This is a genomic window from Hyphomonas oceanitis SCH89, assembly GCF_000685295.1.
Classification (GTDB): domain Bacteria; phylum Pseudomonadota; class Alphaproteobacteria; order Caulobacterales; family Hyphomonadaceae; genus Hyphomonas; species Hyphomonas oceanitis.
The window spans coordinates 259,532-286,422 of the sequence record NZ_ARYL01000001.1; the positions used below are offsets into that span (position 1 = coordinate 259,532).

The 26,891-nt window shown below is 62.5% G+C and carries 26 protein-coding genes; 12 read left to right on the plus strand and 14 right to left on the minus strand.

Annotated features, from left to right (window positions below):
* Positions 1-91 precede the first annotated feature (91 nt).
* Positions 92-1,024 carry a transcriptional regulator GcvA gene (gene gcvA / locus HOC_RS01260; RefSeq protein ID WP_035534970.1) on the plus strand — a complete coding sequence of 311 codons (933 nt, stop codon included), beginning with the start codon at positions 92-94 and terminating at the stop codon, positions 1,022-1,024.
* On the opposite strand, the gene HOC_RS01265 is transcribed toward gcvA, so the two are convergent.
* The gene (locus HOC_RS01265) at positions 1,021-3,099 is read right to left on the minus strand and encodes a phage holin family protein (RefSeq protein WP_156950332.1); all 2,079 of its coding nucleotides are present in this window, start codon (positions 3,097-3,099) and stop codon (positions 1,021-1,023) included. The two genes, gcvA and HOC_RS01265, sit on opposite strands and share 4 nt — an antisense overlap.
* Before the next feature lie 77 nt (positions 3,100-3,176).
* Positions 3,177-3,320 (minus strand): hypothetical protein, encoded by a 144-nt coding sequence (locus HOC_RS22065; RefSeq protein WP_156950333.1) that lies wholly within the window; start codon positions 3,318-3,320, stop codon positions 3,177-3,179.
* A gap of 182 nt (positions 3,321-3,502) precedes the next feature.
* On the opposite strand from HOC_RS22065, the gene HOC_RS01270 reads away from it, so the two are divergent.
* Positions 3,503-3,895 carry an Hpt domain-containing protein gene (locus tag HOC_RS01270; RefSeq protein WP_035534977.1) on the plus strand — a complete coding sequence of 131 codons (393 nt, stop codon included), beginning with the start codon at positions 3,503-3,505 and terminating at the stop codon, positions 3,893-3,895.
* Here the strand turns inward: HOC_RS01270 and HOC_RS01275 are convergent.
* Positions 3,856-4,200 carry a chorismate mutase gene (locus tag HOC_RS01275; protein ID WP_035534980.1) on the minus strand — a complete coding sequence of 115 codons (345 nt, stop codon included), beginning with the start codon at positions 4,198-4,200 and terminating at the stop codon, positions 3,856-3,858. The two genes, HOC_RS01270 and HOC_RS01275, sit on opposite strands and share 40 nt — an antisense overlap.
* Before the next feature lie 146 nt (positions 4,201-4,346).
* Here HOC_RS01275 and HOC_RS01280 point away from each other — a divergent pair, with 146 nt between their 5' ends.
* Entirely contained in the window at positions 4,347-5,045 is a 699-nt protein-coding gene (locus HOC_RS01280; RefSeq protein WP_035534983.1) for a class I SAM-dependent methyltransferase, read from the plus strand.
* A gap of 233 nt (positions 5,046-5,278) precedes the next feature.
* Positions 5,279-5,707, plus strand: coding sequence for a hypothetical protein (locus HOC_RS01285; RefSeq protein ID WP_035534987.1), 429 nt, complete (start codon positions 5,279-5,281; stop codon positions 5,705-5,707).
* A gap of 4 nt (positions 5,708-5,711) precedes the next feature.
* Here the strand turns inward: HOC_RS01285 and HOC_RS01290 are convergent, their stop codons facing one another.
* The 8 genes from HOC_RS01290 to HOC_RS01325 form a co-directional block, all read right to left on the minus strand.
* Entirely contained in the window at positions 5,712-5,972 is a 261-nt protein-coding gene (locus HOC_RS01290) for a CBU_0592 family membrane protein (RefSeq protein WP_035534989.1), read from the minus strand.
* Positions 5,973-5,978: 6 nt separating this feature from the next.
* A complete protein-coding gene (gene odhB, locus HOC_RS01295) occupies positions 5,979-7,511 on the minus strand; it encodes a 2-oxoglutarate dehydrogenase complex dihydrolipoyllysine-residue succinyltransferase (protein ID WP_035534993.1) in 1,533 nt (510 codons plus the stop codon).
* A gap of 37 nt (positions 7,512-7,548) precedes the next feature.
* Positions 7,549-10,557 carry a 2-oxoglutarate dehydrogenase E1 component gene (locus HOC_RS01300; RefSeq protein WP_035534996.1) on the minus strand — a complete coding sequence of 1,003 codons (3,009 nt, stop codon included), beginning with the start codon at positions 10,555-10,557 and terminating at the stop codon, positions 7,549-7,551.
* 160 nt (positions 10,558-10,717) lie between these two features.
* Entirely contained in the window at positions 10,718-11,620 is a 903-nt protein-coding gene (gene sucD, locus HOC_RS01305) for a succinate--CoA ligase subunit alpha (protein WP_034736184.1), read from the minus strand.
* A gap of 9 nt (positions 11,621-11,629) precedes the next feature.
* Positions 11,630-12,817 carry an ADP-forming succinate--CoA ligase subunit beta gene (gene sucC, locus HOC_RS01310; RefSeq protein ID WP_035534999.1) on the minus strand — a complete coding sequence of 396 codons (1,188 nt, stop codon included), beginning with the start codon at positions 12,815-12,817 and terminating at the stop codon, positions 11,630-11,632.
* A 124-nt stretch (positions 12,818-12,941) separates the two neighbouring features.
* Positions 12,942-14,186, minus strand: a complete 1,245-nt coding sequence (locus HOC_RS01315; protein ID WP_035535004.1) for an MFS transporter — start codon at positions 14,184-14,186, stop codon at positions 12,942-12,944.
* A 39-nt stretch (positions 14,187-14,225) separates the two neighbouring features.
* Positions 14,226-15,395 carry an alkaline phosphatase D family protein gene (locus HOC_RS01320; protein ID WP_035535007.1) on the minus strand — a complete coding sequence of 390 codons (1,170 nt, stop codon included), beginning with the start codon at positions 15,393-15,395 and terminating at the stop codon, positions 14,226-14,228.
* A 75-nt stretch (positions 15,396-15,470) separates the two neighbouring features.
* A complete protein-coding gene (locus HOC_RS01325; RefSeq protein WP_241766839.1) occupies positions 15,471-16,025 on the minus strand; it encodes a DUF2306 domain-containing protein in 555 nt (184 codons plus the stop codon).
* A 147-nt stretch (positions 16,026-16,172) separates the two neighbouring features.
* Between HOC_RS01325 and HOC_RS20910 the strand changes: the two genes are divergently transcribed.
* A complete protein-coding gene (locus HOC_RS20910) occupies positions 16,173-16,913 on the plus strand; it encodes a LytTR family DNA-binding domain-containing protein (RefSeq protein WP_051624402.1) in 741 nt (246 codons plus the stop codon).
* Here the strand turns inward: HOC_RS20910 and HOC_RS01335 are convergent.
* The 3 genes from HOC_RS01335 to rsfS form a co-directional block, all read right to left on the minus strand.
* Positions 16,910-18,211 carry a TAXI family TRAP transporter solute-binding subunit gene (locus HOC_RS01335; protein WP_035535012.1) on the minus strand — a complete coding sequence of 434 codons (1,302 nt, stop codon included), beginning with the start codon at positions 18,209-18,211 and terminating at the stop codon, positions 16,910-16,912. The two genes, HOC_RS20910 and HOC_RS01335, sit on opposite strands and share 4 nt — an antisense overlap.
* Before the next feature lie 489 nt (positions 18,212-18,700).
* On the minus strand, positions 18,701-19,165 hold the full coding sequence (locus tag HOC_RS01340; RefSeq protein ID WP_035535015.1) for a 23S rRNA (pseudouridine(1915)-N(3))-methyltransferase RlmH: 465 nt from the start codon (positions 19,163-19,165) through the stop codon (positions 18,701-18,703).
* A gap of 6 nt (positions 19,166-19,171) precedes the next feature.
* Entirely contained in the window at positions 19,172-19,510 is a 339-nt protein-coding gene (gene rsfS, locus HOC_RS01345) for a ribosome silencing factor (RefSeq protein ID WP_206741390.1), read from the minus strand.
* Between the two features lie 261 nt (positions 19,511-19,771).
* Here rsfS and HOC_RS01350 point away from each other — a divergent pair, with 261 nt between their 5' ends.
* The 7 genes from HOC_RS01350 (at position 19,772) to HOC_RS01380 (ending at position 26,876) form a co-directional block, all read left to right on the plus strand.
* Positions 19,772-20,455, plus strand: coding sequence for a BON domain-containing protein (locus tag HOC_RS01350; protein WP_051624403.1), 684 nt, complete (start codon positions 19,772-19,774; stop codon positions 20,453-20,455).
* Between the two features lie 55 nt (positions 20,456-20,510).
* Positions 20,511-21,461 carry a glutathione synthase gene (gshB, locus tag HOC_RS01355; RefSeq protein WP_035535017.1) on the plus strand — a complete coding sequence of 317 codons (951 nt, stop codon included), beginning with the start codon at positions 20,511-20,513 and terminating at the stop codon, positions 21,459-21,461.
* Between the two features lie 28 nt (positions 21,462-21,489).
* Positions 21,490-21,861: a hypothetical protein gene (locus tag HOC_RS01360; RefSeq protein ID WP_156950334.1), complete on the plus strand. Its 372-nt coding sequence runs from the start codon at positions 21,490-21,492 to the stop codon at positions 21,859-21,861.
* Between the two features lie 198 nt (positions 21,862-22,059).
* A complete protein-coding gene (locus HOC_RS01365; protein WP_051624404.1) occupies positions 22,060-23,562 on the plus strand; it encodes an efflux RND transporter periplasmic adaptor subunit in 1,503 nt (500 codons plus the stop codon).
* A 2-nt stretch (positions 23,563-23,564) separates the two neighbouring features.
* Positions 23,565-24,266, plus strand: a complete 702-nt coding sequence (locus tag HOC_RS01370; protein WP_035535022.1) for an ABC transporter ATP-binding protein — start codon at positions 23,565-23,567, stop codon at positions 24,264-24,266.
* The gene (locus HOC_RS01375) at positions 24,263-25,495 is read left to right on the plus strand and encodes an ABC transporter permease (RefSeq protein WP_035535023.1); all 1,233 of its coding nucleotides are present in this window, start codon (positions 24,263-24,265) and stop codon (positions 25,493-25,495) included. The genes HOC_RS01370 and HOC_RS01375 overlap by 4 nt, the downstream gene beginning before the upstream one ends.
* The gene (locus HOC_RS01380; RefSeq protein WP_035535025.1) at positions 25,488-26,876 is read left to right on the plus strand and encodes an efflux transporter outer membrane subunit; all 1,389 of its coding nucleotides are present in this window, start codon (positions 25,488-25,490) and stop codon (positions 26,874-26,876) included. The genes HOC_RS01375 and HOC_RS01380 overlap by 8 nt, the downstream gene beginning before the upstream one ends.
* Positions 26,877-26,891 lie beyond the last annotated feature (15 nt).

The window sequence follows — 26,891 nt, forward strand, 5'->3', positions numbered from 1 at the left end:
TAGTATTGCTGATCGATCAAAGGTCAAATTGGCTATTGACGGCTCAGGCGCAACCGTGAACCCCTACAGCGAGCCTTTAGAGTTACTATTCATGTCCGATCCAAACGACCGACTACCGCCCCTGAACGCCCTGCGCGCCTTTGAAGCGGCCGCCAGACGCCTGTCATTCACACAGGCGGCCGACGAACTCAATGTCACGCCAGGGGCGATTTCACAACAGATTCGGCAGCTGGAAGACTATGCCGGAACGCCGCTTTTCAAGCGTACGGGCCGTTCCGTCTTGCTGACGGATGCCGCGCAGGCCAGCCTGCCGCTGGTGCGCGAAGCATTTGAGCGCATATCCGAAGCCGGACGCATCATGCAGGCGCCTGCCCGCAAGGGACGCGTCATGGTCTCCTGCGCACCCAGCTTTGCGGCCAAGTGGCTGGCCCCCAAACTCGACGGTTTCCACCGTGAACACCCCGATACCGAGGCGTGGATCTCGGCCGACATGGGCCTTACCGACTTCACCATGGCCGATGCCGATTTCGCCATACGCTATGGACGGGGCAATTATGACGGCCTGAAATCAGAAAAGCTGCTCGACGAGACCGTTCTGCCGGTCTGCTCCCCTTCCCTGCTGGAAGGCCCTGATGCGATCCGCCGTCCGGAAGACCTGCGTCACCACACACTCCTGCATGATGAAAGCAGCGAGAACGATCCGTCCTGTCCTGACTGGGCGAGCTGGCTGCGCGCACGCCGCGTCGAAGGCGTCGACGGCGCACGCGGGCCGCGTTTCAACCAGGCCATTCTCGTCATCGAATCCGCCGCTGCCGGTCGCGGCGTTGCGCTGGCCAAGCAGGCAATTGCCGCAGCAGATCTGGCCTCAGGCCGACTTGTCGCCCCCTTCGCAGACGGGTCAACGCTGATCGATTTCGGCTATTGGCTGGTCTGGCCCAAAGGGCGCCACTTGTCGCCAGACGTGCGTGACTTCATGAAATGGGTGAAGACCGAAGCCACCAAGGGCGAGATCGTCGGCGTCTAGGAGGCGTTGGCGCCTGCAGCAGCATCCAGCAGCAGGTAGGCAGCAAGGCGCGGGCTCGCATTGCGGCTGGTCTTCTGCGTCTGTTCGAGTGCGTTGAGCGCGTCTTCCTCTTCCAGCGAGATGAACTCGCGGGCGAGCTGTAGCAGGTCCCGGTCACTGCGCAGGCGCTGGGTCACGCGCTCCACCTGACGCCCGGCATTATCCATGATTGCGGCGCGACGCTCCCGATCGCCCTGGCGGGCCGCTTCGGCAATCTTGCGCTTGGCCTTCGGACGGAAGGCTTCCGGCAACAGGATGCCGGAGGTCTGCAGGCGCTGGATCATTTCGTCGGCAATTTCTTCGCGATCTGTCGGCGTCGCAGCAGGTTCATCGCGGCTCATATCGGAAATGATGTCTCGCCAGCCCATGTCGCTGCTCGACTGCAATGACCGGCCGGGAGATGGCACGAGCGCGCCGCTACTGGCTTGCGCGCCAGGCACATCTGTTGCCCGCCGCGCAGGTGTCGCCGGCTTGGCTGGTTCGTTGTCATCGAAGCGGCGACGCAACATTGGCGGATTGGAGTCGGCCGGGCCAGCATCGTGCACGGGCGCCTCAGGTGCCTTGATATCCTTGTCTTTTTCCTTCTCCACGTCTGCACCGAGGCTGGCAGAGGCCAGCAGGTCTGCGGCGGCGTCGAAGAGTTCGTCTTCCATGCTCGGACGCGGCGCTGCCCGTGTCGGAGCCGAACGCGATGGCAGTGGGGCGGCCGGGCCGAAAGAGTCTGCAGCAGGATGCGCGTGGCCATTCGTATAGCCGTTGACAGCGCCATTGCCATTTGCGTGGCCGTTCATGCGCGGGGGTTCAGGGGGCGCAGCGGGTGGCTTGACGGGTGGGCTTGCGGTCGCGGCGGGGGGCGTCTCGGACCATTCCCGGACCGTTTCGGGGGCTTTTGCGGGCGTTGCAGGCAAACTCGGCGCCGATGACGTCGCCCCGAGGCGCCGGTTCATCATGTCCGTCTCGGCGCGTGCCGCATTGCCGGCGGCGCGGACGGCGACGGCAGCCTGCTCGCCGGCTTCACGCAGGCGGGCGAGCGCGCTGGCGGCTTCCTCAGCCGCGGCGCGGGTCGACTGGTTGATCTCGCGATTGGCAAAGCGGGCACCATCAAGCGCCGAGGACACAGCATCCTTCAACGCGTCGCCGGTGGTCGAGGCGGCGGCAGCGGCGATCTCCCCTGCCCTCACGGCGGCGTCGACGAGCTTGCGGGACTGTTCAAGTTTCTCTTCAACGCGGCTGACGGCGAATGTGAGCGTTTCGGTGCGAACAGAGGCATCGCGGGCGAGGCCGTCCAGATCGATCAGCTTGGCGGCGAGCGACTCGCCAGCGACCGTCATGCCATGCAGGCGCGCGTCGAGCGCTTCATCGGCGCGGGCGACTTCATCACCGGCCATGCGGGCCGCATTGACCATCTGCTGGGCCTGACGCGGGATCGCTTCGTTCATGGATTCGATCTGCGCCCGCAAGTCACGGGCGAGGCCCTCAAGCGCCGTCCGCTCGGACGCAAGACGCTGGGCAAGGTCGCGTGCATTGTCGGCGCTGGCATAGGCCACTGATTCCAGCCGCATCCGCTCGTCGCCAATCTCGCCGGACATGGCCTTCATCGCCGAGATCGCGTGCGCCATGGCGCGGTCGACCTCGGAGGCAGACTGTTTCATCTGCTCGGCAATCGTGATGCCTTCAGTACCGGCCTCACGCGCGGGCGAGAGCAGACGAATGGCCGCTTCCATCACGAGGGCATTGGAGGCAGAGGCGCGGCGATTGGTGCGCGCCATGAAGCCGGCCATGATGATGATCATGCCCGGAATGAGCGCGGCGAGGCCACCAGCAAGTAGAATGGCCGGTGGCTGGGCCAGCAGGGCATCAAGGCCGACAAAGCCGAGCACGCCTGCCGCAACAGCGACGAACCAGAGCACACCTATGAGGAATCCCGTGACGACCATCCAGCCGCCACCATGCCGGGCGTACTCGAAGTTTTCCGACGCCTCTTGCCTGGCCAGGAGATCCCGGCCGGACGGGCGAGCTGAAGGCGTATCCGTCATGTTGGAACTATACCGCGACAATAAGCCTGCGGCGAGGCCGGAATACAGGCTTTTTCGGGGCCCGGCAGGCCGCCGCCCTAACCCAGCATACTGACAACAACAGGCTCTGCCTGCGATGTCTCGGCGCTTTCATCAGGCTCTGATGGCGCGAATTCGAGCCCCAGCCAGGCCAAAATGCCTGCAAGGACAAGGTTCCGGATGAACACAGCGATGCCGATCATGATAGTCCCCATAAACGTGGGGCGACTCTCAGGCCCCGGATGAAGGCTCTATCATACAGCGAAAGGGCTTTTCCGCCAATCGATAAATCTTCGTAAGGGTTCGTGAACAGACCGACGGATTGCGTTAACCTTTGAGGAAAGATGATCGTGAGAGAGTGCGAGAGCGCTTCCGGAGTCTGCCCATGACCGATACTGCCCCTGCCCCGCTTGCCCTGCTTGACCGGGACCATCTGAGCGCCATGACAGGCGGCGACCAGTCACTGGCGGTCGAAGTGATCGAGATTTTCAGGCATCAGGCGGAGATATGGTCGCGCCTGCTCGACCCCATGGCGGATGCCTCGCAATGGGCCGATGCCGCCCATACGCTCAAGGGCGCCAGCCTGGGCATTGGTGCCTTGCGTCTTGCCTCCATCTGCGAAAAGGCCGAGCGCCTCGGGCGGGGCGAGGCCACGCCCAGTCGCACGGCCGCCGCCGTCATGCTGGGGGATGTGAAGGACATCTTGGGCGACACGCTGGAGGCGGTCGCGAGGGCCGCTTACGAACTGGCGTCGCCGGGGCCGAAACGGGCGTCATAGCTGCCGAATTCATAAGCGATGCAGCGGTCGATCAGCGTGCGCCAGACAGGCTCCGCGATGGCCGGTGACAGGCCTGCCTCGGCACTGGCAGCCAGCACCTTGGTCACGACATCCTCAATGCGGGGACGGTCATGTACGATCTTGCGGTCACCCTTGATACGGGCGGCAGCGTCCATGAAGGACTGGCGCTCAGCCAGGATTTCCACAAGCAGGCGGTCGATCCGGTCGATCTCGTAGCGGACCTGTTCCATGGTCTCGCTCGTCTCGGCCGTATGATGGCGCTGGTCGGATGTATAGGTCGTCATGGGCTTTGCCCCGTCTGGCTAAGTGCTGCCCGTTACATGGGGATGGCACGGGCGGCAAGGGAGACAGGTGCGACAGGCAATCGCGGGCATTGCGCAGGACAGAAATGTAACTATGTTACATTTCCTTGCCCTTACCCGGAGATTCCATGTCCCAACTCGATCCCACCCTCATGTTCGACAAGGCGCACGCCGAAAAATATGACACCAAATTCGCTCGCGCAGAACCATTCCGCGATGTGATCCATCTCGTCACAGACCTTGCATTCGCGTCCCTGCCGGATGACGCCAATATCCTTGTCGTCGGTGCCGGAACGGGATCGGAAATCATCGCGCTCGCAGCCCGCCATCCCGGCTGGCACTTCACGGCTGTGGACCCGGCCGGGGCCATGCTGGACGTGTTCCGGAAGAAGGCTGAGGCTGCAGGAATTCTTGACCGCTGCACGATCCATGTCGGCTATATAGAAAGCCTTGGCGGCGCGCCCCTGCATGATGCCGCCACGAGCCTGCTCGTCTCACATTTCCTGCAGACCGATGCGTCGCGGGGCGCCTTCTTCGCGGAGATTGCCGCGCGCCTGAAACCCGGCGCCCTGCTGGTCAATGCCGACCTTGCCGCCGACATGACCGACAAGGCCAGCGGACGGCTCTATGCGACATGGGAACAGATGCTGCGGGAGACGGGCGCAGACGCGGAAGGACTCGACAATTACCGCGCAGGCTTCGGGCGCGATTTCGCGGTCCACACCCCCGCTGCCGTCGAAGCGCTGATTGCACAGAACGGATTCGAGCGCCCCTCCCCTCTGGTGCAAACACTTCTGATGCGCACCTGGCTGACAGCGAAGACCTGATCCGCCCATGCTTGAAATCATCTGCAACCCTTGGTAAGCGGACGATATGCACACGATGAACACTCTCCAGCAGCAACAACAGGTCCGGATTTCCGGGCGGAGCGGGCGTGTGCATGCCGAAAGGGCCCCTGACTGAACCCCAGCAGGACCAGCCCCGGACCCACAAGCCTCGCCACCGCCGGCGGGGCTTTTGTTTTTCCGGGACCCTGCCGGCCTCAGAATGGACACTGAAAATGACCTTTACATCCGATACCGAGATTGAACGCATCGCCCGCGGCCTTGTCGACCGCACCCTGCCCAAGGCGGAATGGACCCATGCTGGGCATTTCGCGGCCGCGCTTTGGCTGGTCCGCGCCGACTTCGAGGCCGCGCAGCGCGACATGCCGGGCATGATCCGCGCCTATAATGAATCCGTAGGCGGGATAAATTCCGACACGGAAGGCTATCATGAGACCATCACGCAGGCCTCGCTGCGGGCGGCGCGCCTGTCACTGACCAAAGCTGCGGCTGACACGCCGCTCCACTTTGTGCTGAAGGATCTGATGGCGGGCGAATTCGGCAAGCCCGACTGGCTGCTGACCTATTGGTCGAAGCCGGTCCTGTTCTCGGTGGCCGCGCGGCGGGAATGGGTGGCGCCGGACCTGCAGCCCCTTCCCTTCTAGATGCCTAGACCGGCGGGGCGCGCCGGAAGGACAGCACGGCCTTGACCAGCCCGTAAAGGCTGATCAGGGCCCAGCAGCCCTCCATGAGGGCCGCCGAGAGATTGAAGTCGAAAGCGAGCGACACGAGGATCGCGACCGAACCGAACAGGTTCAGCGCCGAATAGAGCCGCGAGCGCGATTCAATTCGCTCCGCCTGCAGCAGCAGGTAGGCCAGAAGGGTCAGAACGACGCCAACAATGCCGATGGCGTCGAACAGGCTGACCATCAGGGACTAGACTTCCAGCAGCATGCGTTCCGGATCTTCCAGCGCTTCCTTGACGCGAACGAGGAAGGTGACCGCTTCCTTGCCGTCAACAATGCGGTGGTCGTAGCTGAGCGCAAGATACATCATCGGACGGATCACGACCTGGCCATTGATCGCAACCGGGCGGTTCTCGATACGGTGCATGCCGAGCACGCCGGACTGCGGGGGGTTCAGGATCGGTGTCGACATCAGCGAGCCATAGATGCCGCCATTCGAGATGGTGAACGTGCCGCCCTGCATGTCGCCGATCGTGAGATCGCCGTCACGGGCGCGCTTGCCGAGGTCGGCAATGTATTTCTCGATACCGGCTAGCGAGAGGTCATCGCTGTCGCGCACGACCGGCACAACGAGGCCCTTGTCGGTGCCGACGGCAACGCCGATGTCGTAATAGTTCTTGTAGATGATGTCGGTGCCGTCGATCTCGGCATTGACGGCCGGGACTTCCTTCAGCGCGTTGACGCAGGCCTTCACGAAGAAGCTCATGAAGCCGAGCTTGATGCCGTGCTTGGCGACGAAGCTGTCCTGATGCTTCTTCCGCAGGTCCATGATGGCGCCCATGTCCACGTCATTGAACGTGGTCAGCATGGCGGCGCTGTCCTGGGCCTCTTTCAGGCGGCGGGCGATGGTCTGGCGCAGGCGGGTCATGCGGACACGCTCTTCGCGGGGACCAATGTCGCGTGGTGCGTGGGATTCGGTCACGGCATTGGAGGATGAGGCCTTCGACGCGGCATTGTTCACATAGTCCAAGGCATCGGCCTTGGTGGCGCGGCCATCGCGGCCGGAGCCCGGGATGTTAGACGGGTCCACACCGGCTTCGGTCGAGATGCGGCGCACGGATGGCGACACGGGCGCGCCTTCGGTGGCGGCCCTGGCAGCTGGCGGCGGCGGGGAAGCCGGGCTGGCAGAGGGTGCGGAAGCGGCACCTCCCGCGCTGATGCGCGCGATGACGGAGCCGGGCGTTACGCCGTCGCCTTCGCTGGCGACGAGTTCGGCGATGACGCCATCAGCAGGCGACGGCACTTCGAGCGCGACCTTGTCGGTCTCGATCTCGGCAATCGTCTCGTCTTTCTTGACGCTGTCGCCGACCTTTTTCAGGAAGGTCGAGAGCGTGCCCTCGGCGACGCTTTCGCCCATGGCAGGCACGACGACATCGGTCATCTTGCCGCCGGACGCTGCAGGGGCCGCCTCTTCCTTGGCAGCGGGCTTGGAGTCCTTGGCGGGCGCAGAAGCCTCGGCCTTGGCAGGGGCAGCCTTGCCCGCGCTGCCACCGGCATTCACGCGGCCGAGCAGTGCGCCGATTTCCACCGTGTCACCCTCTTTCGCGACGATGTCGGAGAGGACGCCGTCTTCGGGGGCGGAGACTTCGACGGAAACCTTGTCGGTTTCCAGTTCGACGAGCACGTCGTCGCGCTTGACGCTGTCACCGGCCGATTTGAGCCATTGGCCGACGGTGGCTTCGGTGACGCTCTCGCCGAGTGTAGGGACTGTAATGTCGGTCATGTTTTAAGGTCCGTATTGGAATATCTGGAAAGGGCGATCAGATGGCGACGATCTTGTCGTCGACCGGATCGGGGCCGAGGGCCGCGTTGATGAAGGCGGCCATTTCGGCCTTGTGCTTGGACATGAGGCCCGTCGCGGTCGCGGCCGAAGGCGGACGACCGGCATAGCGCGGACGCGGGTTCTTCGAACCGATCTGGCCGGCGCACCATTCAATCTCGTCACGGATGAAGGTCCAGCCGCCCATGTTGCGTGGCTCTTCCTGGCACCAGACCAGTTCGGCGCCGGGGAAACGCTTCAGCTCGGTCATGATCGAGCGGCGTGGCACCGGATAGAACTGTTCGATCCGCATCAGGTAGACATCGTCCATACCGGCTTCCTCGCGGGCTTCGAACAGGTCGTAATAGACCTTGCCCGAACACATCACGACGCGGCGGATCTTGTTGTCCTTGGCCAGCTTCACCTTGCCTTCGCGGCCCGGCGTCTCGGCATCGTCCCACAGGATGCGGTGGAACGAGGACTTCGTCGTCATGTCATCCAGCGCTGATGTCGCCAGCTTGTGACGCAGCAGCGATTTCGGTGTCATGATGATCAGCGGCTTGCGGAAGTCGCGGTGAATCTGGCGACGGATGGCGTGGAAATAGTTCGCCGGGGTCGTCAGGTTGCACACCTGCATATTGTCTTCCGCGCACATCTGCAGGAAGCGCTCGAGGCGGGCGGAAGAGTGCTCCGGCCCCTGCCCTTCATAGCCATGCGGCAGAAGGCAGACGAGGCCCGACATGCGCAGCCATTTGCGCTCGGCCGACGAGATGAACTGGTCGAAGAAGACCTGCGCGCCGTTCGCGAAGTCGCCGAACTGGGCTTCCCACAGGGTCAGCGTGTTCGGGTCGGCCAGCGAATAGCCATATTCATAGCCAAGCACCGCTTCCTCGGAGAGAAGCGAGTCGATGACTTCATAATGGGCCTGCTTGTCGCTGATATGGTTCAGCGGCGTGTAGCGCTCGCCCGACGTCTGGTCGACGAAATGGCTGTGGCGTTGCGAGAACGTGCCGCGGCCAACGTCCTGGCCCGACAGGCGGACCGGGAAGCCCTCTTCCAGCAGCGTGCCGAAGGCGAGATGCTCGGCGGTTGCCCAGTCGAGGCCCTCGCCTTTGGAAATCGCCGTGGCACGACCTTCGATGACGCGGGTCAGCGTCTTGTGGATCTCGATATCGTCCGGAACGGTCGTCAGCGTCTTGCCGAGTTCCTGCAGGCGCTTCTTGGAAACGCCGGTCTTGCCGCGACGCTCATCGTCTTCCGGCAGGCCAAGGCCTTTCCATTCGCCGTCCAGCCAGTCGGCTTTCTTGGCCTGGAATTTCTTGCTCTTCTCGAACTCGGCATCGAGATAGTTCTCGAAATCGCTGACCTGCTTGTCGAGCTCCTCGGCTGTCAGGATACCTTCGCTGACGAGGCGCTGGCCGTAGATTTCGCGGGTCGAGGGGTGGCCCTTGATCTCGTTATACATGACCGGTTGGGTGAACATGGGCTCGTCGCCCTCGTTGTGCCCGAAGCGGCGGTAGCAGAACATGTCGATAACCACGTCCTTGGCAAATTTCTGCCGGAACTCGGTCGCAACCTTGGCTGCATAGGTGACGGCCTCAGGGTCGTCGCCATTGACGTGGAAGATCGGTGCCTGAACCATCAGCGCAACATCCGACGGATAAGGCGACGAGCGCGAATACATCGGGCTGGTCGTGAAGCCGATCTGGTTGTTGACGATGAAGTGGATCGTGCCGCCCGTGCGGTAGCCCGAGAGGCCCGACAAAGCGAAGCATTCAGCCACAACGCCCTGCCCCGCAAAGGCGGCGTCGCCGTGCAGCAGCAATGGCAGCACTTTCGTGCGCACCAGCTCGCCGGTTTCACGGTGAAGCATTTCCTGCTTGGAGCGCGACTTGCCGAGCACGACCGGGTCGACCGCTTCAAGGTGAGACGGGTTGGCGTTCATCGACAGGTGAACATGATTGTCGTCGAAGGTGCGATCTGACGAGGCACCGAGGTGGTATTTCACGTCGCCGGAGCCGAACTGGTCGGCGCCTTGCGTGTTGCCGCCCTGGAATTCGAAGAAGATCTGCTCGTAAGGCTTGCCCATGACGGCCGCCAGCATGTTGAGGCGGCCCCGGTGGGGCATGCCGACAACGATTTCCTCGACACCGAGGGCGCCGCCGCGCTTGATAATCTGTTCCAGCGCCGGGACAGCCGCTTCACCGCCATCAAGGCCGAAACGCTTGGTGCCGGGATAGCGCTTGTGCAGGAAGCGCTCGAATGTTTCCGCCTCGATCAGCTTCGCGAGGATCGCTTTCTTGCCTTCGGTCGTGAAGGCAACGCCCTTGTCCGGGCCTTCGATACGTTCCTGCAGCCAGGATTTCTCGGCCGGATCTGAAATGTGCATGAACTCGATGCCGAGCGTCGAGCAATAGGTGCGGCGCAGGATGTCGAGCATCTCGCGCACGGTCGCGTATTCGAGGCCGAGATAGAAATCGATGAAGATGCGGCGTTCCATGTCGGCTTCGGTGAAGCCATAGGTCTCGGGGTTCAGTTCCGGCTGCGCGCCGAAATCCTCAAGACCGAGCGGATCGAGCTTGGCGGCCAGGTGGCCACGCATCCGGTAGGCGCGGATCATCATGATCGCGCGGATGGAATCCTTGACCGACTGGGCGATGTCGGCTTCCGACGCGGTTGGCTTGTCGGCCTTGATCTTCTTCTCGATACGCGGATCGAGCCCGGTCCAGTTACCGTCAAAGGCGGCGACTTCGTCACCCTTCTTCTGCAACGGCCAGTCGGCGCGTTTCCAGCTGGCGCCGGCGGCGTTCAGCGCAGAATTGTTTGGATTGTCGTCAAGCTCTTCAAAGAAAGCCTGCCAGCTTTCCGGCACCGACGAAGGGTCGCGCGAATAAGCTGCCTGCATCTGCTCGAGCCACTGGGCCGAACCGCCATATAGGAAAGCCGTGTCGAGCATCGCCGCATTGCCTTTGCTGCGCGCGCCATTCACCGGGCTGCCGTCGTCTGCCATGTCTTCCGTCCTCTGGACCAAATCGTTCCCCATCATATAGGAACGAAACCTTGCTGTGTTCCTGTCACCAGGAACTTTTTGCAGGACGGCCGACGCGGTCAGAACCTGGCCTCGCCAGACGGGCCAACCGGCCGCCCTGGCTCATACAATTCAGGGCGACTTAGCCCTTCAGCACCTCGACCATGGTCGTGCCAAGGCGTGCAGGTGATGGCGACACGCGGATACCCGCAGCCTCCATCGCAGCAATCTTGCTTTCTGCATCGCCCTTGCCACCGGACACGATCGCGCCTGCATGGCCCATCGTGCGGCCTTTTGGCGCCGTGCGACCGGCGATGAAGCCGACCATCGGTTTCTTGCGGCCTTTCTTGGCCTCATCGATGAGGAACTGGGCTGCGTCTTCTTCTGCGCTGCCGCCAATTTCACCAATCATGATGATGGACTTTGTTTCGTCATCGGCAAGGAACATTTCCAGCATGTCGATGAATTCCGTGCCTTTGACCGGATCGCCGCCAATGCCGACAGCCGTTGTCTGGCCAAGCCCCACCTGGGTGGTCTGGAACACGGCTTCATAGGTCAGGGTGCCGGAGCGCGAAACGACGCCGACAGAGCCCTTCTTAAAGATGGAGCCCGGCATGATGCCGATCTTGCACTCATTGGCGGTGATGATGCCGGGGCAGTTCGGACCGATCAGGCGCGACTTGGATTTCGCGAGCTTCGCCTTGACGCGAACCATGTCGAGCACAGGCACGCCTTCGGTGATGCAGACGATCAGCGGGATTTCCGCGTCGATGGCTTCTTCAATGGCTGCAGCAGCGCCGGCTGGCGGGACGTAGACAACGGACGCGGTGGCGCCGGTCTTTTCCTTGCCTTCAGCGACAGTCGAGAAGATCGGCAGTTCGGTGCCGTTGTCGGCTTTCCACATTTCGCCACCCTTTTTCGGGTGAATGCCGCCAACCATCTTGGTGCCGTAATAAGCCAGGCCCTGATTGGTGTGGAACGAACCGGTATTGCCGGTCATGCCCTGCGTCAGGATCTTGGTATTGTTATCGATAAGAATGGACATGAGTATTCCTTAGCCGCGAACCGCGTTGACAATTTTCTGGGCCGCGTCGTCGAGATCGTCGGCGGAGATGACGTTGAGACCGGAGTCGGCGATGATTTTCTTGCCGAGTTCCACGTTCGTGCCTTCGAGGCGAACGACCAGCGGAACAGCGAGGTTCGTTTCCTTCACGGCCGCGATCACGCCTTCGGCAATGACGTCACATTTCATGATGCCGCCGAAGATGTTCACGAGGATGCCCTTCACGTTCGGGTCCTTCATGATGATCTTGAACGCAGCAGCCACTTTCTCCTTGCCGGCGCCGCCGCCGACGTCACAGAAGTTCGCTGGCTCTTCACCGTAGAGCTTGATGATGTCCATGGTGGCCATGGCGAGGCCTGCGCCGTTGACCATGCAGCCGATCGTGCCGTCGAGGGCGATATAGGCGAGGTCCCATTCAGAGGCCTCGATTTCCTTCTCGTCTTCTTCGGTCTTGTCGCGCAGCTCGATGATGTCCGGGTGACGGAACAGGGCGTTGCCGTCGAACGAGACTTTCGCGTCGAGCACGCGCAGGTGGCCGTTCTCCATCACGATCAGAGGGTTGACCTCCAGCATCGCCATGTCCTTCTCGGTGAAGGCTTTGTAGAGGATCGGGAAGAGTTTCATGCCGTCGGTGCGGGCTGTGCCCTCCAGCTTCAGCGCATCGCAGAGCTTCGAGGCATCGTCTTCGGTCACGCCGCCATCAACTGGCAGGGTCATGATCTTCTCAGGCGTATCGTGGGCAACCGCTTCGATATCCATGCCGCCTTCGGTCGAGACGACGAAAGCCACCTTGCCGGATTCACGGTCAACGAGGATCGAGAGATAAAGCTCGCGGTCAATGTCGGCGCCGTCTTCGATATAGAGGCGGTTGACCTGCTTGCCGCTTGCGCTGGTCTGGGCGGTCACGAGGTGATGGCCGAGCATCTCTTTGGCGTGGGCCAGGACGTCTTCCTTCGTGAAAGCAAGGCGTACGCCGCCTTTTTCACCGGCTTCGGCTTCCACGAACTTGCCCTTGCCGCGTCCGCCTGCATGGATCTGGCTTTTCACCACCCAAAGCGGCCCTGGCAGCGTATCGACCGCCTTCTGGACGTCGTCGAGGGAGAGGACCGGTACGCCTTCGGCAACGGGAGCGCCGAAGGATTTCAGCACCGCTTTTGCCTGGTATTCGTGAATATTCATATGGAATGCCCTGATGGTTGCGTCGCGTGCGAGAAGGCCGCGTGCCGCCCCGCTATTGGTTGGGGCTGTATAACAGGCTTATTCGTGCCGACAACTGGCTGGGTACGCGTATCTGGATGCAGCTTCAGGCCTCAAGTTCCGGATTGCGCGGGTCAAGCTCTACCGAGGCGAGCGATGTTGGCGTTATCGGGCTCCACTCTTCCTGCTGGGCTTCCGTGGGGGCCGCCCGCTGCTTCACGCGCAGCACCATCAGGCCTGCCAGTACCAGCAGCAGCACGCCTGCCAGTCCGAACAGGCCGACCCGGTCGGCCATGCGCATCGCCGTGCCCGACATTAGCGGCCCGACAATGGACCCCGCCGCCCAGACGAAGAGCAGCCCGGACATGACCTGCGGCACCCGGCCGCGCGGCGTGCGGTCAATCGCATGCGCCACACAGAGGCCATAGAAAGACAGGGCCCCTGCCCCCCAGACGGTGAGCACGGCAATCACGCCGATCTCGCCAAGCGCGACACCGAAAATGGCGATCAGCAATGACGCGATGCCAGACATTGTGCACATGCCGGCAATAACGAGGCGCCGCTCAATACGGTCGGAAAGCACACCCGCGGGCCATTGCAGCACAAGGCCGCCGAGCCAGGCTGCCGCGCCAGCAATGGCCACAGCCGCCGTGCCGCCACCCGCCAGCTTGAACCCTTCGAAATAGATCGGCAGCAGGGCCAGCGTGCCGGTATTGATCACCCCCGCCAGGAACACGCCAATCACGGCAGCCGGGGCAATACGGAACAGCTCGGCCACGGGCATCGACTTGCGATCCGGCGGCGACGGCTCCTTCTGCCGGGTCAGGCAGACCGGCACCAGCGCCAGCGTCAGGAAAAGCGCGGCCCAGACATAGGCCCGGCTGTCGAGCGGCGACATGCCGGCCACAAAGAAAGGCCCGATCATCAGCGAGAGCTTGGCGCCCGTATGGTAGATGCCCATGACATTGCCGCGCGACTTGTCGGGCACGGCCTCGCCCATCCAACTCTCGATACTGGTGAACATGTAGGCAAAGGCGACGCCCTGCACGAGACGCGCAATCGCCCAGAAGCCGGCATCATGCCAGAGCGACAGCGCCAGCACGGCAACGGCGTTCATCGCGGAAGCCGCCGCAAACAGGCGGATATTGCCGACCTGCCCCAGCATGCGCGGCGCCGACCAGGCACCGATCATGTAGCCGGCCGCATTGAAGCCGGCGATCACACCGATGGCCTGCGGCCCCGTTCCCATCGCCTCAAGGCCGAGCGGCGTCAGCATGCTCAGCAGTCCTCCCGCGATCTGGACGATCATGACGGAAAGAATCAGGACGAATACGTTACGGGTGTCAGACATCGACTTCCTGGTGGCGGGCGGGCTTGTCCCGCGCCTTTATCATTTGAATTTGACCGTGGTCTCCTCAACGGTCGCGCCATCATCGGCCTTGATCGACAATGCAGCCGTGCCGGTTTCCCAATCAATATCAATCGCCCCGAAATTTTCCGGAGCATATCCAGCGCCGATCTGGGCGATGTCCATCTCGTCCGTCGTGTCGGAGAAGGAGGCATTGAGTGAGGACGCGGTCAGCTCATAGGCCGGATAGTCCAGAACGCCCTCCTTGCGATAGAGGAAAGCTGCATGTCGATCGCCTGATACGAACACGACACCCTTGGCCCCGGTCTCGCCTATCAGGCCATAGAGCCGCGACTGTTCGAGCGGCAGGCGCGACCAGGACTCATAGCCCTGCCCGTCGGTCGGCACGACCTGCACCGACGACACGATGAGGCGCAGGTCAGCCGGCTGCTGCAACTGGTTTTCCAGCCAGGTCCACTGGTCAGTGCCGAGCATGTCCTGACGCACATCCGCCGAGGGCACATAGCGTTCCTTGCCCTTCGCACCATATTCGTCCGTGCGCGTCAGCAGTGTGCGGAAGAAGCGCGTGTCCAGCATGATGATCTGGGTGCGCTTGCCCTCAGGCCCGAACGTGCGGGCATAATAGGTGCCCGGCCATGCGCCCACATCCTGCTTCTCGAGGCCCCAGAACCGCTCGTGAATGCGCTCGGAGAGGCGCCGGAACGGAAAATCCTTGCCGCCATCATTTGCGCCGTAATCATGATCGTCCCAGGCCACCATCATCGGATGGGCGGCGCGTACGGCCTGAAAATCCGGCCGCGCAGCCAGATCGCGGAAACTCTCGCGCAATTCGTCCAGCTCAGCCTGATTGCTGAGCACCTGCTTGCCGTCCATGTCGCCATAAACATTGTCGCCCATCATCAGGAAGAGGTCGGCCTTCTCTTTCGCGATCTCCTCAAGCGCAGGTGCTTCGGCCGCCTCCTCGTTCAGGCAGGACGCGACCAAAAGGCGCGTGATCGGCTGGTCGGCGGGCGGAAGCGGCAGGCCTTTTGGCGCGCGCGGGAAGAAATCATCCGGCAGTGTGCGGTAATAAGCTTCCAGCGCCTCTTCGGGGCTGGCGGATAAACGTGTAAGGCCGGGGATCGAAATCGGACCCGGCGCCTGACACGCCGCAAGACCAATCAAGCCGGCCAGGACCATTGCGCGCTTCATGTCTGCCTCCCGCCTTTCTGACGTATTGCCAATATGTGTAGCGGGGTTCTGCTGCTGCAGTAAGGCAAGAATGGATCAAACACCGAAGAAAATTGACCACATCATCCTACCGGGCAGGAAGGTGAACAGACCGGCCACAATCATGCCACCCAGGAACATATTCGTCATGTGCTTGCGGTGGGCCTTGATGTCATGCCGCCGCGCCGCCGCCACGGCCATTGGCAGGACAATCACCGACCAGGCGGAAAGCGCATGGATGAAGCTGAAATGGTCGCCATTCAGCCCTGTCAGGAAAAACGAGCTGATGGCGGTGACGGCCATCGTCACCACCCAGGTATAGCCAAGCACACGGTGCAGGCGCCTACCCTTCGTGTAAGACAGCAGGAACACCCCGATGGCGAGCGAACTCAGCGCGCCTGCGACATGGGCCTTCAGCACCCAGGGAGACCGCATCAGCGGCGAGACATCCAGGCGGAAACGGATCGGCGGACTACCAGCGGCTTCCAGCATCATGCGGCTGATCAGAAGATAGGCGATGACCGCGATGATCAGGACGATCCAGGTCTTGTTGCGCCGGATCTGGTCACGGAACGGACGGCGATGGGTCCGGGAGGGGGCAGGCTGTGTCATGGGAAACTCCTTGGGGCGGGTTGTGACCAACACCTCTCCCCTTCCCCGCATGCCCGCCACCGCGTTTGCACGGAGTGACTGGAATCCTGCGTGAAATGCAGTCAGAACAGTTCACGAAGCGCGAAATGCAGGAGGATTCTTCAGCCGATGACGGGCCGCCTGACCCCCTTCCTGCGAACGGCCGCCATCTTTATCGGCGTATCCTTGGCGTTCACATGGTTTGGCGTCTACGACACGGGCGGCTCCTTCACGCTACGGCTGTTTATGTGGCTGATCACCATGTGCGTCGGGGGCGCAGCGGCGATCTGGGCCATTCCGGCCACGTTCGAGCGCTACCTTGCAGAACAGCATGTTGCGCTGAGGGTTGGCGTAGCGGCGGCCCTGATCGCGGTTCCGGTGACGATCTCGCTCGTCGCCTTTTTCCTGGCGCTGGGCGGGTATTTCAGCGCGACCGGCCTCCTCATCCAATACGTCTATGTCTACGCTGTCTGCCTTGTCATGGTGGCGAGCGGTGTTGTCGTAGCGCAGGCAAGGCGCGCCCCGCCGCTCGGCGCCGCCGAGGCCTCCGACGCGCGGGCCACATTCCTTGAGCGCCTGCCGGTCAAATATCGCGGCGCAGCGATTTGGGCGATTTCCTCTGAAGACCACTACCTGCGCATCCACACCGATCGCGGCGAGGAACTGATCCTGATGCGGCTCGCCGATGCGATGCGGGAACTGGCAGGTGCCGGCGGGCTTCAGGTGCACCGGTCATGGTGGGTGGCAACAGACGGCGTTGCCGATACGCGCCGCGAGGACGGCAAGCTATGGCTGGTGCTCAAATCCGGCAAGGAAGCACCCGTCTCGCGCACCTTCCTGTCGGCAGTGAAAGAGGCGAACCTCGCCTAGATACCAAGCCCGGGCGTTGGCCGCGTGTTCATCACGAGATGCTTCACGAACTCGACATGGTTGCGCAGGCGGTAAAGGTCGTCGGTATAGGAGAGCGGCACATCCATCTCGCCGATCTCGACCTGCAGGTCTTCCAGCGCATCGGTAATCTCTACCCGCTCTTCCTTGCTCGGCATCGCCCGGCCGCGCGCTTCAAGATCGCGCAGGTCCTTGTACCAGATGTAGATCTTGCGGCGCACACGCCAGCGATAGATCGGCGGCGCCACCCTTACGAGCGGGAACATCAACGTCAGCAGCGGGATGGCCAGAATCCAGGCCCGGTCCAGAAAGTTCGCGACGTCGAAAGAGAAATAGCGGCGCAGGAAGGACGGGCCATTCTCATAATAGCGCTCAGCCTGACGGCTGACTGGCAGATCGGTCCAGTTCGGATCCGGAAAGACGCCCGCAGGGGCCAGAATGCTGCCGTCCTGGTGGATCGCATTCGCGGAATCGACCAGCAGTGCCTCAATGGCCGGGTGGAGCGATTTAGCCACAACCAGCTGCGCCACCGGGGCGACCAGAGGCACGTCCCGCGCCGGAATGTCCGCCCCGATATCCACCACACCACGGAGCAACGTCACCGCCGCCAGCGCGGGCTGGCGCCGTGACAGCGCCTCGGACCGCTCAAAAGACAAAAGGGAAATGCCGGGCGCCCGCAGCAGCGTCTGCACATAAGGCGCGTCCGGTGATGCAGCAAAACCCGCCGCATCAATCTGACCGGCAATCAGGGCATCGGCTGCCGGCGTGCCTGAAAGTGTATTGCGTGAGGCCTCCGGCCATGTCCCGTCAAACTCGTCCTGCAATTCAACGCCAAGGATACGCGTGCCGGACCCGAGCGGGCCAATGGCAAAGCGCTTCGATCTCAGGTCGCCAAATGAGGTGACGCCCGCCTCTTCGCGCACGAACACCCAGAAAGGCTCATGAAAAAGACCGCCCAGCGAGCGCAGCATGGCCGCATCGCCCGGCTTTGCCAGCCCGCCCTGCACCAGCGCGACATCCACCTGCCCCTCATCCAGCAGGCGCAAATTCTCCACCGAACCCGCCGTCTGGACCAGCTCGACCTCTATCCCCTGCTCGTCCAGCAGGCGCTGATAGCGTTCAGCAAAGGCGTAATATGCCCCGCCCTGCGCGCCAGCGGCAAACTTGATGTGTTTCGGCGGCGCCGGGTCCATCAGCATCAGCGTGACGAAGACACCAAGCAAGGCCACCAGCACGAACGGCCAGTAAACCTTCAGGAAGTCCTTTACGGCCGTGACCATCTGCGTCCCATTTTCTGTCCGAAATGTCCCGCGACAAGGTCTAGGGCGACACGGACGCCGGATCAATCGCGCACGCGGGCCTGCCCTTAAAATGCCCCATACGTGCCACGCATGGAACCTATTCCGTTTAGAATGTGTTCATCAGGCAGACACGTCCCCATTTGGGACACTGGCGAGACACAAGGGTGATACAAATGGGTCAGGCAAATGTGATTGCGAAGGTCGTTTCTGTAGCGACTCTTGGGATTCTCGCGACGGCGCTTTTGATGATGGCGCTCGCCCCTAATCCATCGCTCTACGCCGGCTGATTTTTTCCTGATTATTTTGGAACCAAAATCGGGCGTTGTACGTAAACACTCTCAGATGGCCAGTAAGTCCCTCCCGACTGAACCCTCCCAAGCGCTGGACATCTATAAAGAGACCTTGAAGCTGCGTCCCCCCACCTTTCAGCTTCGAGGTCTCTTTTACTCTTCCCTCAAAACCTAAGCTTCAGGCCTTGTGATAAGGCATTCCTGCCAGAATCGACATGGCACGGTAGACCTGTTCGGCCAGCATCGCCTTGACCAGCCGATGCGGCCAGGTCTGCGCCCCGAAAGCCATGATATCAGGCACGGCGCGCCGCACGGCGTCGCCATAGCCCTCTGCCCCGCCAATCAGGAAGACAAGATCCGGCACGCCCTGGTCGCGCAGGCGGCCCAGCTGGCTCGCGAAATCCTGCGAAGTCACGTTACGGCCAAACTCGTCGAGACGGATGACATTGGCGCCGGCTGGTATCTTCGCGAGGATACGCTCGGCCTCGGTATCCAGACCGCCACCGCTCGCGACTTCAATTTCCTCGATGCCACGGAAACCGAGGCTGCGCGCAATCGGCAGCGCCCGTTTGACATATTCATCGAACAGGTCGCGTTCGGCGCCTGATTTCAGGCGGCCGACGGACAGGAGCGTCAGGCGCATAGGCGCCTAGTGCTGCGTGGCGCGATGGGCACTCGTGTCGGAGGCCCAGATCTTTTCGAGATTGTAGAATTCACGCACTTCCGGCCGGAAGAGGTGAACGATCACGTCGCCGGTATCGATCAGCACCCAGTCAGCATTGGGCATGCCTTCGACATTGGCCGGGCGGCCGGTCAGCTTTTTCACCGTATGGGAAAGATGGTCTGCAAGCGCGGCGACATGCCGGCCGGAACGGCCTGACGCAATGATCATGAAATCGGCGAGGGAAGATTTTCCGTCCAGGTCAATGAACAGGAGGTCTTCAGCCTTGTCATCCTCAAGGGCCTTGGCAAGAGCCTCGGCAACCAAGCGGATGTCGTCAATCGTGGCACTCTTTGCGGGCAGTGTCCGCGGGGCGCTGGAAGTCAGGGTCTCAATTCCTTCTTGTATCTATGGTGGGACTTTAACATGCCTGCCGAGGCACAGCCAGCCCAAACACTCAGGCCCGTCACACATGCGCCCAAACACAGTGTGAACTGCAATTTACTTGGAGACTGCCAGAATTTCGCCGTAAGTCTGGAACAGTGTCATTCCGACGTCCCCGGACCACCAGCCACTGGAGTGTGTAGAATGAACCTGCGACTTGCCGCCGCCGCCCTTGCCCTTGTCCTGCCTCTGGGAGGATGCGCTGTTGCGGCCGTCGGCGCCGCCAGCGCTGTTGGCCTCGCTGCCGCGAAAGACAAGACGCTGGGCGAGTCCGTGGACGACACGACCGCTTCCACCGAAATCAAGACCAAGCTGCTGGCCGAAAGCCTGAACCGCTTCGGCGAGGTTGATGTCGAAGTGAATAACGGCCTCGTCCTGCTCTCCGGCCGGGTCGATGATCCGACTGACCGCGTACAGGCCGAAGGCATCGCATGGACGTCGACACGGGTCATGGACGTTGCCAACGAGATCAAGATCGAGCCCGCAGGCGGCTTTATGGCCAACATGTCTGACGAGCTGATCTCCAGCCGCGTGCGCGCCCGCCTGATCGGATCGAGCACGGTAAAAAGCCTCAACTACAATATCGAGACCTATGACGGCGTGGTCTACCTGATGGGCACGGCCCGCACGGCTGACGAACTGAAACGCGCCGCTGAAGAGGCCAGCGTGGTCGGCGGCGTGCGCCAGGTCGTCTCCTATGTGCGCATCCGTGAGCTGGTCCAGCGCCCGGCCGCGCCGACAACGCAGGCCGCCCCCTCTTACAATCCGACGCCGAGCCCTACATATGGAACCGAGACCGATGCCGAATTGCTCGGAGTGAGTTACTGACAGGGCCGGTGCGCCACTAAAGCCGCCGCCCGCATGAAATGGGAGCGGGCGCCACATGGCATTGCGTGTCGGGATCCAGATGGATCCACTGGAAAACGTCAAGATCGACGGTGATACCACCTTTGCGCTGGCGGAAGTCGCCCAGGCGCGCGGGGCGGAACTCTTTGTCTACGGGCCGGACCAGATGTCCTATGAGCAGGGCCGGGTCACGGCCTGGGCCCGCCCGGCAAAGGTGCAGCGTGTGCGCGAGACACCGGGGGTCTTTGGCGACCCGGTCAAGCTCGACCTTGCAAAGGATGTCGACGTCATCCTGATGCGTCAGGACCCGCCCTTTGACCTCAACTATATCACCGCCTGCCACCTGCTGGAGCTGATCTCCGGCGAAACACTCGTTGTGAACGATCCCGAAGGCGTGCGGTCGAGCCCCGAGAAAATCTTTCCCCTCCTCCACCCCGAAATCATGCCACCGACGCTGGTGACGCGGGAGATGAGGGACATCCTGGCCTTCCGCGACAAGCACAAGGATATCATCGTCAAGCCGATCTACGGCCATGGCGGTGCAGGCGTGTTCCGCCTCAAGCCTGACGATTCCAACCTGGATTCCCTGCTCGAAGTCTTTTTTACCCGCTCGCGCGAACCCGTCATGGTGCAGGCTTTCCTTCCGGCCGTCAGCGAGGGCGACAAGCGAATCATCCTGATCGACGGCGAGCCCGTCGGCGCGATCAACCGGCGCCCGATGAGCGGACAGGTCCGGTCAAACCTGGTCGTCGGCGGGACGGCCGAGAAATCCGATCTCAGCGATGCCGACATGCGCATTTGCGAAACAATTGGCCCTGAACTCAAGCGCCGTGGGCTGATCCTCACCGGTATTGACGTCATCGGCGGGCGCCTCACGGAAGTGAACGTCACCTCGCCAACCGGCGTGCAGGCCATCAAGTCCCTTTCCGGCATTGATAGTGCCGCCATTTTCTGGGACGTTGTGCAACAGAAGCTTGCGGACCGCTGATGGCCGCTGCAAGATCAGGTGCATGAACATGAAATCGATCACTGCTTTCGCCCTCGCCTCCCTTGTTCTCGCCGGCACGGCCTGCTCGCAAGGCTCCGACAGCGCAGACGTCCAGACGGTTTCGACGGATGAAAACGCGGCAGGCTCGTTCAATCTGAACCTCCCGAGCCCGACCACAGGCGAGACCACATCGTCCGGCGGCTCCATGAACCTTAATCTCGGCGGCAGCAGCGAATCCCGCCTGATCGGTTCCGGCACGTTCGGCGGCGGTGATTTCGGCGGCGATCCCAGTGTTGACCTTAACCTGAACCTGGATTCCGAGGCTGCCCTGCTCGACTCGGAAGCAGCCCAATCCAGCTCGCAGGATGACGGCATCATCCGTCTTGAACCCAAGAAATAGGCAAAAACGCCTTTTCAGGCTGTTTTCCCTCTATCGTTGACTGGAATTACAGTTCCAAGCGACGGAAAGACGTGCGCCGGTCGTTTATCTGGCAGGCGCGTTGCAACGCTCCGAAATAAAAAGGCCCATGCGCCCGGCCCCCTCCAGGTTGGCCGGACGTGTTGACCATGACCCTGATGCGAGAGCGAGTGCAGTCCATTGATCCGCAAGATTAACCCGAAACTTCTGTATGGCCTCGGTGCCCTCGTGGCCCTGTTCCTTGTCTGGGCCCTGTTCCTGCGCGGACCGGGCAAAGCCGCAGCGGGCGACTTCACGGTAGAGACGGCCGCTGTCGACACCGGGGATGTTGCCCGTCTTGTAACCGCTTCCGGCGCCGTGCGCGCGCTGACGACGGTCGAGGTGGGCTCGCAGGTTTCCGGCCAGATCATCGAGCTCGACGCCGACTTCAATTCCGAGGTCAAGGAAGGCGAGATCATCGCCCGCATTGACCCGCAAACGTTCGAAAGCCGCGTGGCCTCGGCGCAGGCCGACATTGCCAGCGCCCGCGCCAGCCTCGATGTGCAAAAGGCCAATATTGCGTCGGCAGAAGCCAGCTATGCGCAATCCGAAAAAGAATACGAGCGGGTCAAATCGCTCTTCGCGCAAGACGCGATTGCCCGCTCATCGCTTGAGGATGCCGAGCGCACCCTCGCCGTGTCCAAGGCGTCGCTCGATGTATCACGCGCCCAGCTGCGCTCGTCCGAGGCCACACTGACCCAGCGCCAGGCCTCATTGAAATCGGCACAGCTCGATCTTGACCGCACCATCATCCGCTCCCCCATTGACGGCGTGGTCATCGAACGCTCCGTCGATGTCGGCCAGACCGTCGCGGCCTCTTTCTCTGCGCCTATCCTCTTCCAGATCGCCCAGGATCTTGGCGATATCCGGATCGACGCAGCGGTCGTTGAGTCCGACATTGGCGGCATTGATGCCGGCGACCCGGCCACGTTCAAGGTCGATGCCTACCCGACCGAAACCTTCAAGGGCACCGTTGAACAGGTCCGCCTTGCCTCTGAAACCCTCTCCAACGTTGTCACCTATACGGTCGTCATCGCCGCCGAAAACCGCTCCGGCCGACTGCTGCCGGGCATGACGGCCAACGTGGAAATCACCGCTGAAAAGCGTGAAGGCGTGCTGCGCATTCCTGAAGCGGCCGTCCGCTTCCGCCCACCGAGCGAGGGCGTGACCGTCATCTCGTCCGAAACCGGCAGTGACCAGGCGCCGCGCAGTGGCGGCGGGCGGCCCGGCGGCCCGGGCGGCAACCCGGCTGATGCCCTCCTCGCTGGCCTCGACCTCGAGCCTGCCCGCAAGGAAAAGATCCAGAATGAGATGAAAGCCGAGTTCGAAAAGGTTCGCGCCAGCATGGGCGAGGCCGGCGCCACATTCGACCGCTCCGGCATGCGCGAGAAGATCCAGTCCCGCATGGACAAGGTGCTGCGCGACAATCTCAGCCGCGAAGAACTCGCCGTGGTGCAGAAAAAGATCAATGAGCGCACGACGCAGACCCGCATCGACCTCTACCAGCCGGTCGGCGACGGCACGCTGAGAACCGTGCCCGTCACCATCGGCCTGTCAGACGGTCAGTATGCCGAGATCACCCGCGGCGCGGAGGAAGGCGATGTCTTCATCACGCGCCTGACCGTCGCGGCGACAGGCAACTGAGCATGACCGCAGAGGCGACACCCCTCATTTCATGCCGCGACCTGAGCAAGGTCTACCGCATGGGCACGCAGGACGTTTTCGCCCTGCGCGGCGTCAATGTGGATTTCGTCGAAGGCGAGATGACCGCGATCATGGGCCCGTCGGGCTCCGGCAAGTCCACACTGATGAACCTGATCGGCGCGCTCGATGTGCCGACCAGCGGCGAGCTGCTGATCAAGGGTCGGCCACTATCAAAGCTCAGCCGCGACGAGCTTGCAGACCTGCGCAACGAGACGATCGGCTTTGTCTTCCAGCAGTTCAACCTGCTGAACCGCGCGACCGCCCTCGCCAATGTGAAACTCCCCCTCATGTATGCCCGCACACCCGTGGCAGACCCCATTGCCCGGGCCCGCGAATGCCTCGAAATGGTCGGCCTTGGCACACGCATGGACCACCGCCCGATGCAATTGTCCGGCGGCCAGCAACAGCGCGTGGCGATTGCCCGCGCGCTTGCCGGGCGCCCGTCCCTCCTGCTCGCCGACGAACCGACCGGCGCGCTCGACACGAAAACCTCAGAGGAAATCATGGACCTGCTGACAGGCCTCTCCAGCGAAGGCATCACCGTCGTGCTGGTCACGCACGAGCCTGAAGTGGCCGCCTATGCGACGCGCCAGATCCATTTCCGCGACGGCCAGATCGAACGGGACGAGAGACGCGCATCATGAAGTTCGGTGTCGCCTTCCAGTCAGCCCTTGAGGCGCTGATCTCAAATCCCCTGCGCAGTTTCCTCACCATGCTGGGCATCATGATCGGCGTCGCCTCAGTCATGGCCATGATGGCGATCAGCGAAGGCGCGGCCAAGCAGGTCGACGCCCAGATCGCCCAGCTCGGCGCCAGCAACCTCACCATCTTCCCCGGTGCATCACGCGGCGGGCCGCGCTCTGGTGGCGGCGCCTCGGACCAGCCCTTTACCGAATCCGATGTCGAACAGATCAAGCAGGAGCCTTTTGTGACGGCAGTTGCCGCACGCATCTCCGGCTCCGTCATGGTCGTCTCCGGCGAGGACAACTGGTCGACCAGCCTGCAGGGCACCAATACCGATTATTTCGTCACCCAATCGCTGAAAACCAGCGAGGGACGCCTGTTCGACGACCGCGAAGCCAGCTCCGGCGCCGCCGTGGCCGTTATTGGCAAGACCGTTGCCGACGCGCTGTTCGAGGGAACAAACCCGGTCGGGCAGACGATCCGCGTCAACAATGTGCCGGTCGAAGTAATCGGCGTGCTCGTCACGCGCGGCCAGTCATCCGGGCCGGGCGGTGACCGCGACGATATCGTCATCGTGCCCATCAGCACGGCCCGTAACCGTATCCTTGGTGGGAATGCCACCGTCGCGCGCTATGTCGGCAGCATGGAAGTCGGCATTGCAGACGGATACGACATGACAACGGCCCAGGAACAACTCGAAACCCGTTTGCGCGAAATCCGCCGCATCGCGCCCGGCGGGACAGATGATTTCCGCGTGTTCAACATTGCAGACTTCGTCCGCGCCCGCTCCAGCACGCAGGCGACCTTCGGCGTCCTGCTGGCCTTCACCGCTGCCGTCTCGCTCATCGTCGGCGGTGTCGGCGTGATGAACATCATGCTCGTATCGGTCACCGAGCGCACCCGCGAGATCGGCCTGCGCATGGCCATCGGCGCGCGCGGCATCGATATACTCGGGCAATTCCTGGCCGAAGCGCTGGCGCTCTGCCTGCTCGGGGGCCTGATCGGGTCTGCCTTGGGCGTGGGCGCTGCAAAGCTTGCAGCGAAACTCGGGGAGTTCCCTGTTGAGATTTCCCCGCGTATTGCCATCATAGCCATTGGCGCATCAGCTCTGATTGGCCTGTTCTTCGGATTCTTCCCCGCCCGGCAGGCGGCGCGGCTCAACCCAATCGAGGCCCTACGACATGAATAAGCTCTCCCCTGCCCTTGCGCTGGTCCTTCTGGCCACGGCCGTCCCGTCCTGCGCCTCCAGCCGCAGTCAGACGTCGCCCGAACCGTTGATCACGCAGGAAGCAACAGCGCTAAACGCGCCCGAACGCTGGGCCTTCGGGCCAGAGACGGATGGCGAAGTGGCCGCCGGCTGGTCCGAGATCATCAAGGATGACGCCCTCCTTGCGCTGATGGACGAGGCGCTCGCCGCCAATCCGGGCCTGCGGGCCAGCGCCGAAAGCGTGCGCCGCTCCGAAGCCTTCCTGCGCCAGTCACGCTCGGGCCTCCTGCCCAGCCTCGGTGCCAGTGCCGGCGCCTCGGGCTCCTCGCCCTTTGAGGATGCCGACCTGTCGGAAAACTATAACCTCGGCGTCAGCGCGAGCTGGGAAGCTGATCTCTGGGGCGCCATCAGCTCGGATATCCTCGCCTCCGAATATGATCTCGTCAGCACCGAAGCAGTTTACCGGTCGAGCCGCGAAGCCCTGGCCGCCGCCGTCGCCCGCGCCTATGTCGTGGCCATTGATGCAGGCAATGCCGTCGCACTCTCCCAAGCTACACTTACTGCGCAGGAAGAAACGCTGCGTATCGTCAATGTGCGGTACGAACTTGGCGCCGCCGACCGGCGCGAACAGGTGCTTGCCGAATCCGATATCGCCAGCGCGCGCGACTCCCTCGAACAGGCGCTGGCTGCGCAACGCAGCGCCGTGCGCGCACTGGAAGTCCTGCTCGGTCGCTATCCTGACGGCACGCTCCCTATTCCCGATACACTGCCTGCCGTGACCGATGTCGTCATTGCCGGCCAGCCGGCCGATCTCCTGCGCCGCAGGCCTGACATTGTTGCCGCTGAATCCTCTGTCCGCTCCGCCTTTGCAAATACGGCCATCGCGCGTACCGGGCGTTGGCCCAGCCTGTCGCTGTCCGGCGGCGTCTCCAGTGCGACGTCCGACCTTGGCGACCTCGTCGATCCGGCAGCGCTCGCCCTCTCCCTCGGCATCCGGCTCGCCGGAACGCTGTTTGATGGCGGCCTGACCACGGCGCGTATTGATGCGGCTGAATCGAACGGGCGCATTGCGCTCGCCAATTACGGGTCCACCGTGCTGGACGCCTATGCCGATGTCGAAGGCCGACTGGATGATGTCCAGACACTGCGCAACCGCGCAGGCTATGTCGAGACAGCTGCGGAGAATGCACGCGAAACATTGCGCCTTGCCGAGATCCAGTATCGCGAAGGCGCCATCGACCTTCTCGATGTCCTGACATTCCGCCAACGAAGCTTTCAGGCAGACCGGACACTGCTGTCGCTGCGGCGGGCACAAATCGAATCCCGCATCACGCTTTATCTGGCCCTTGGAGGGGCCATTTAAAACATGAGCACTTTC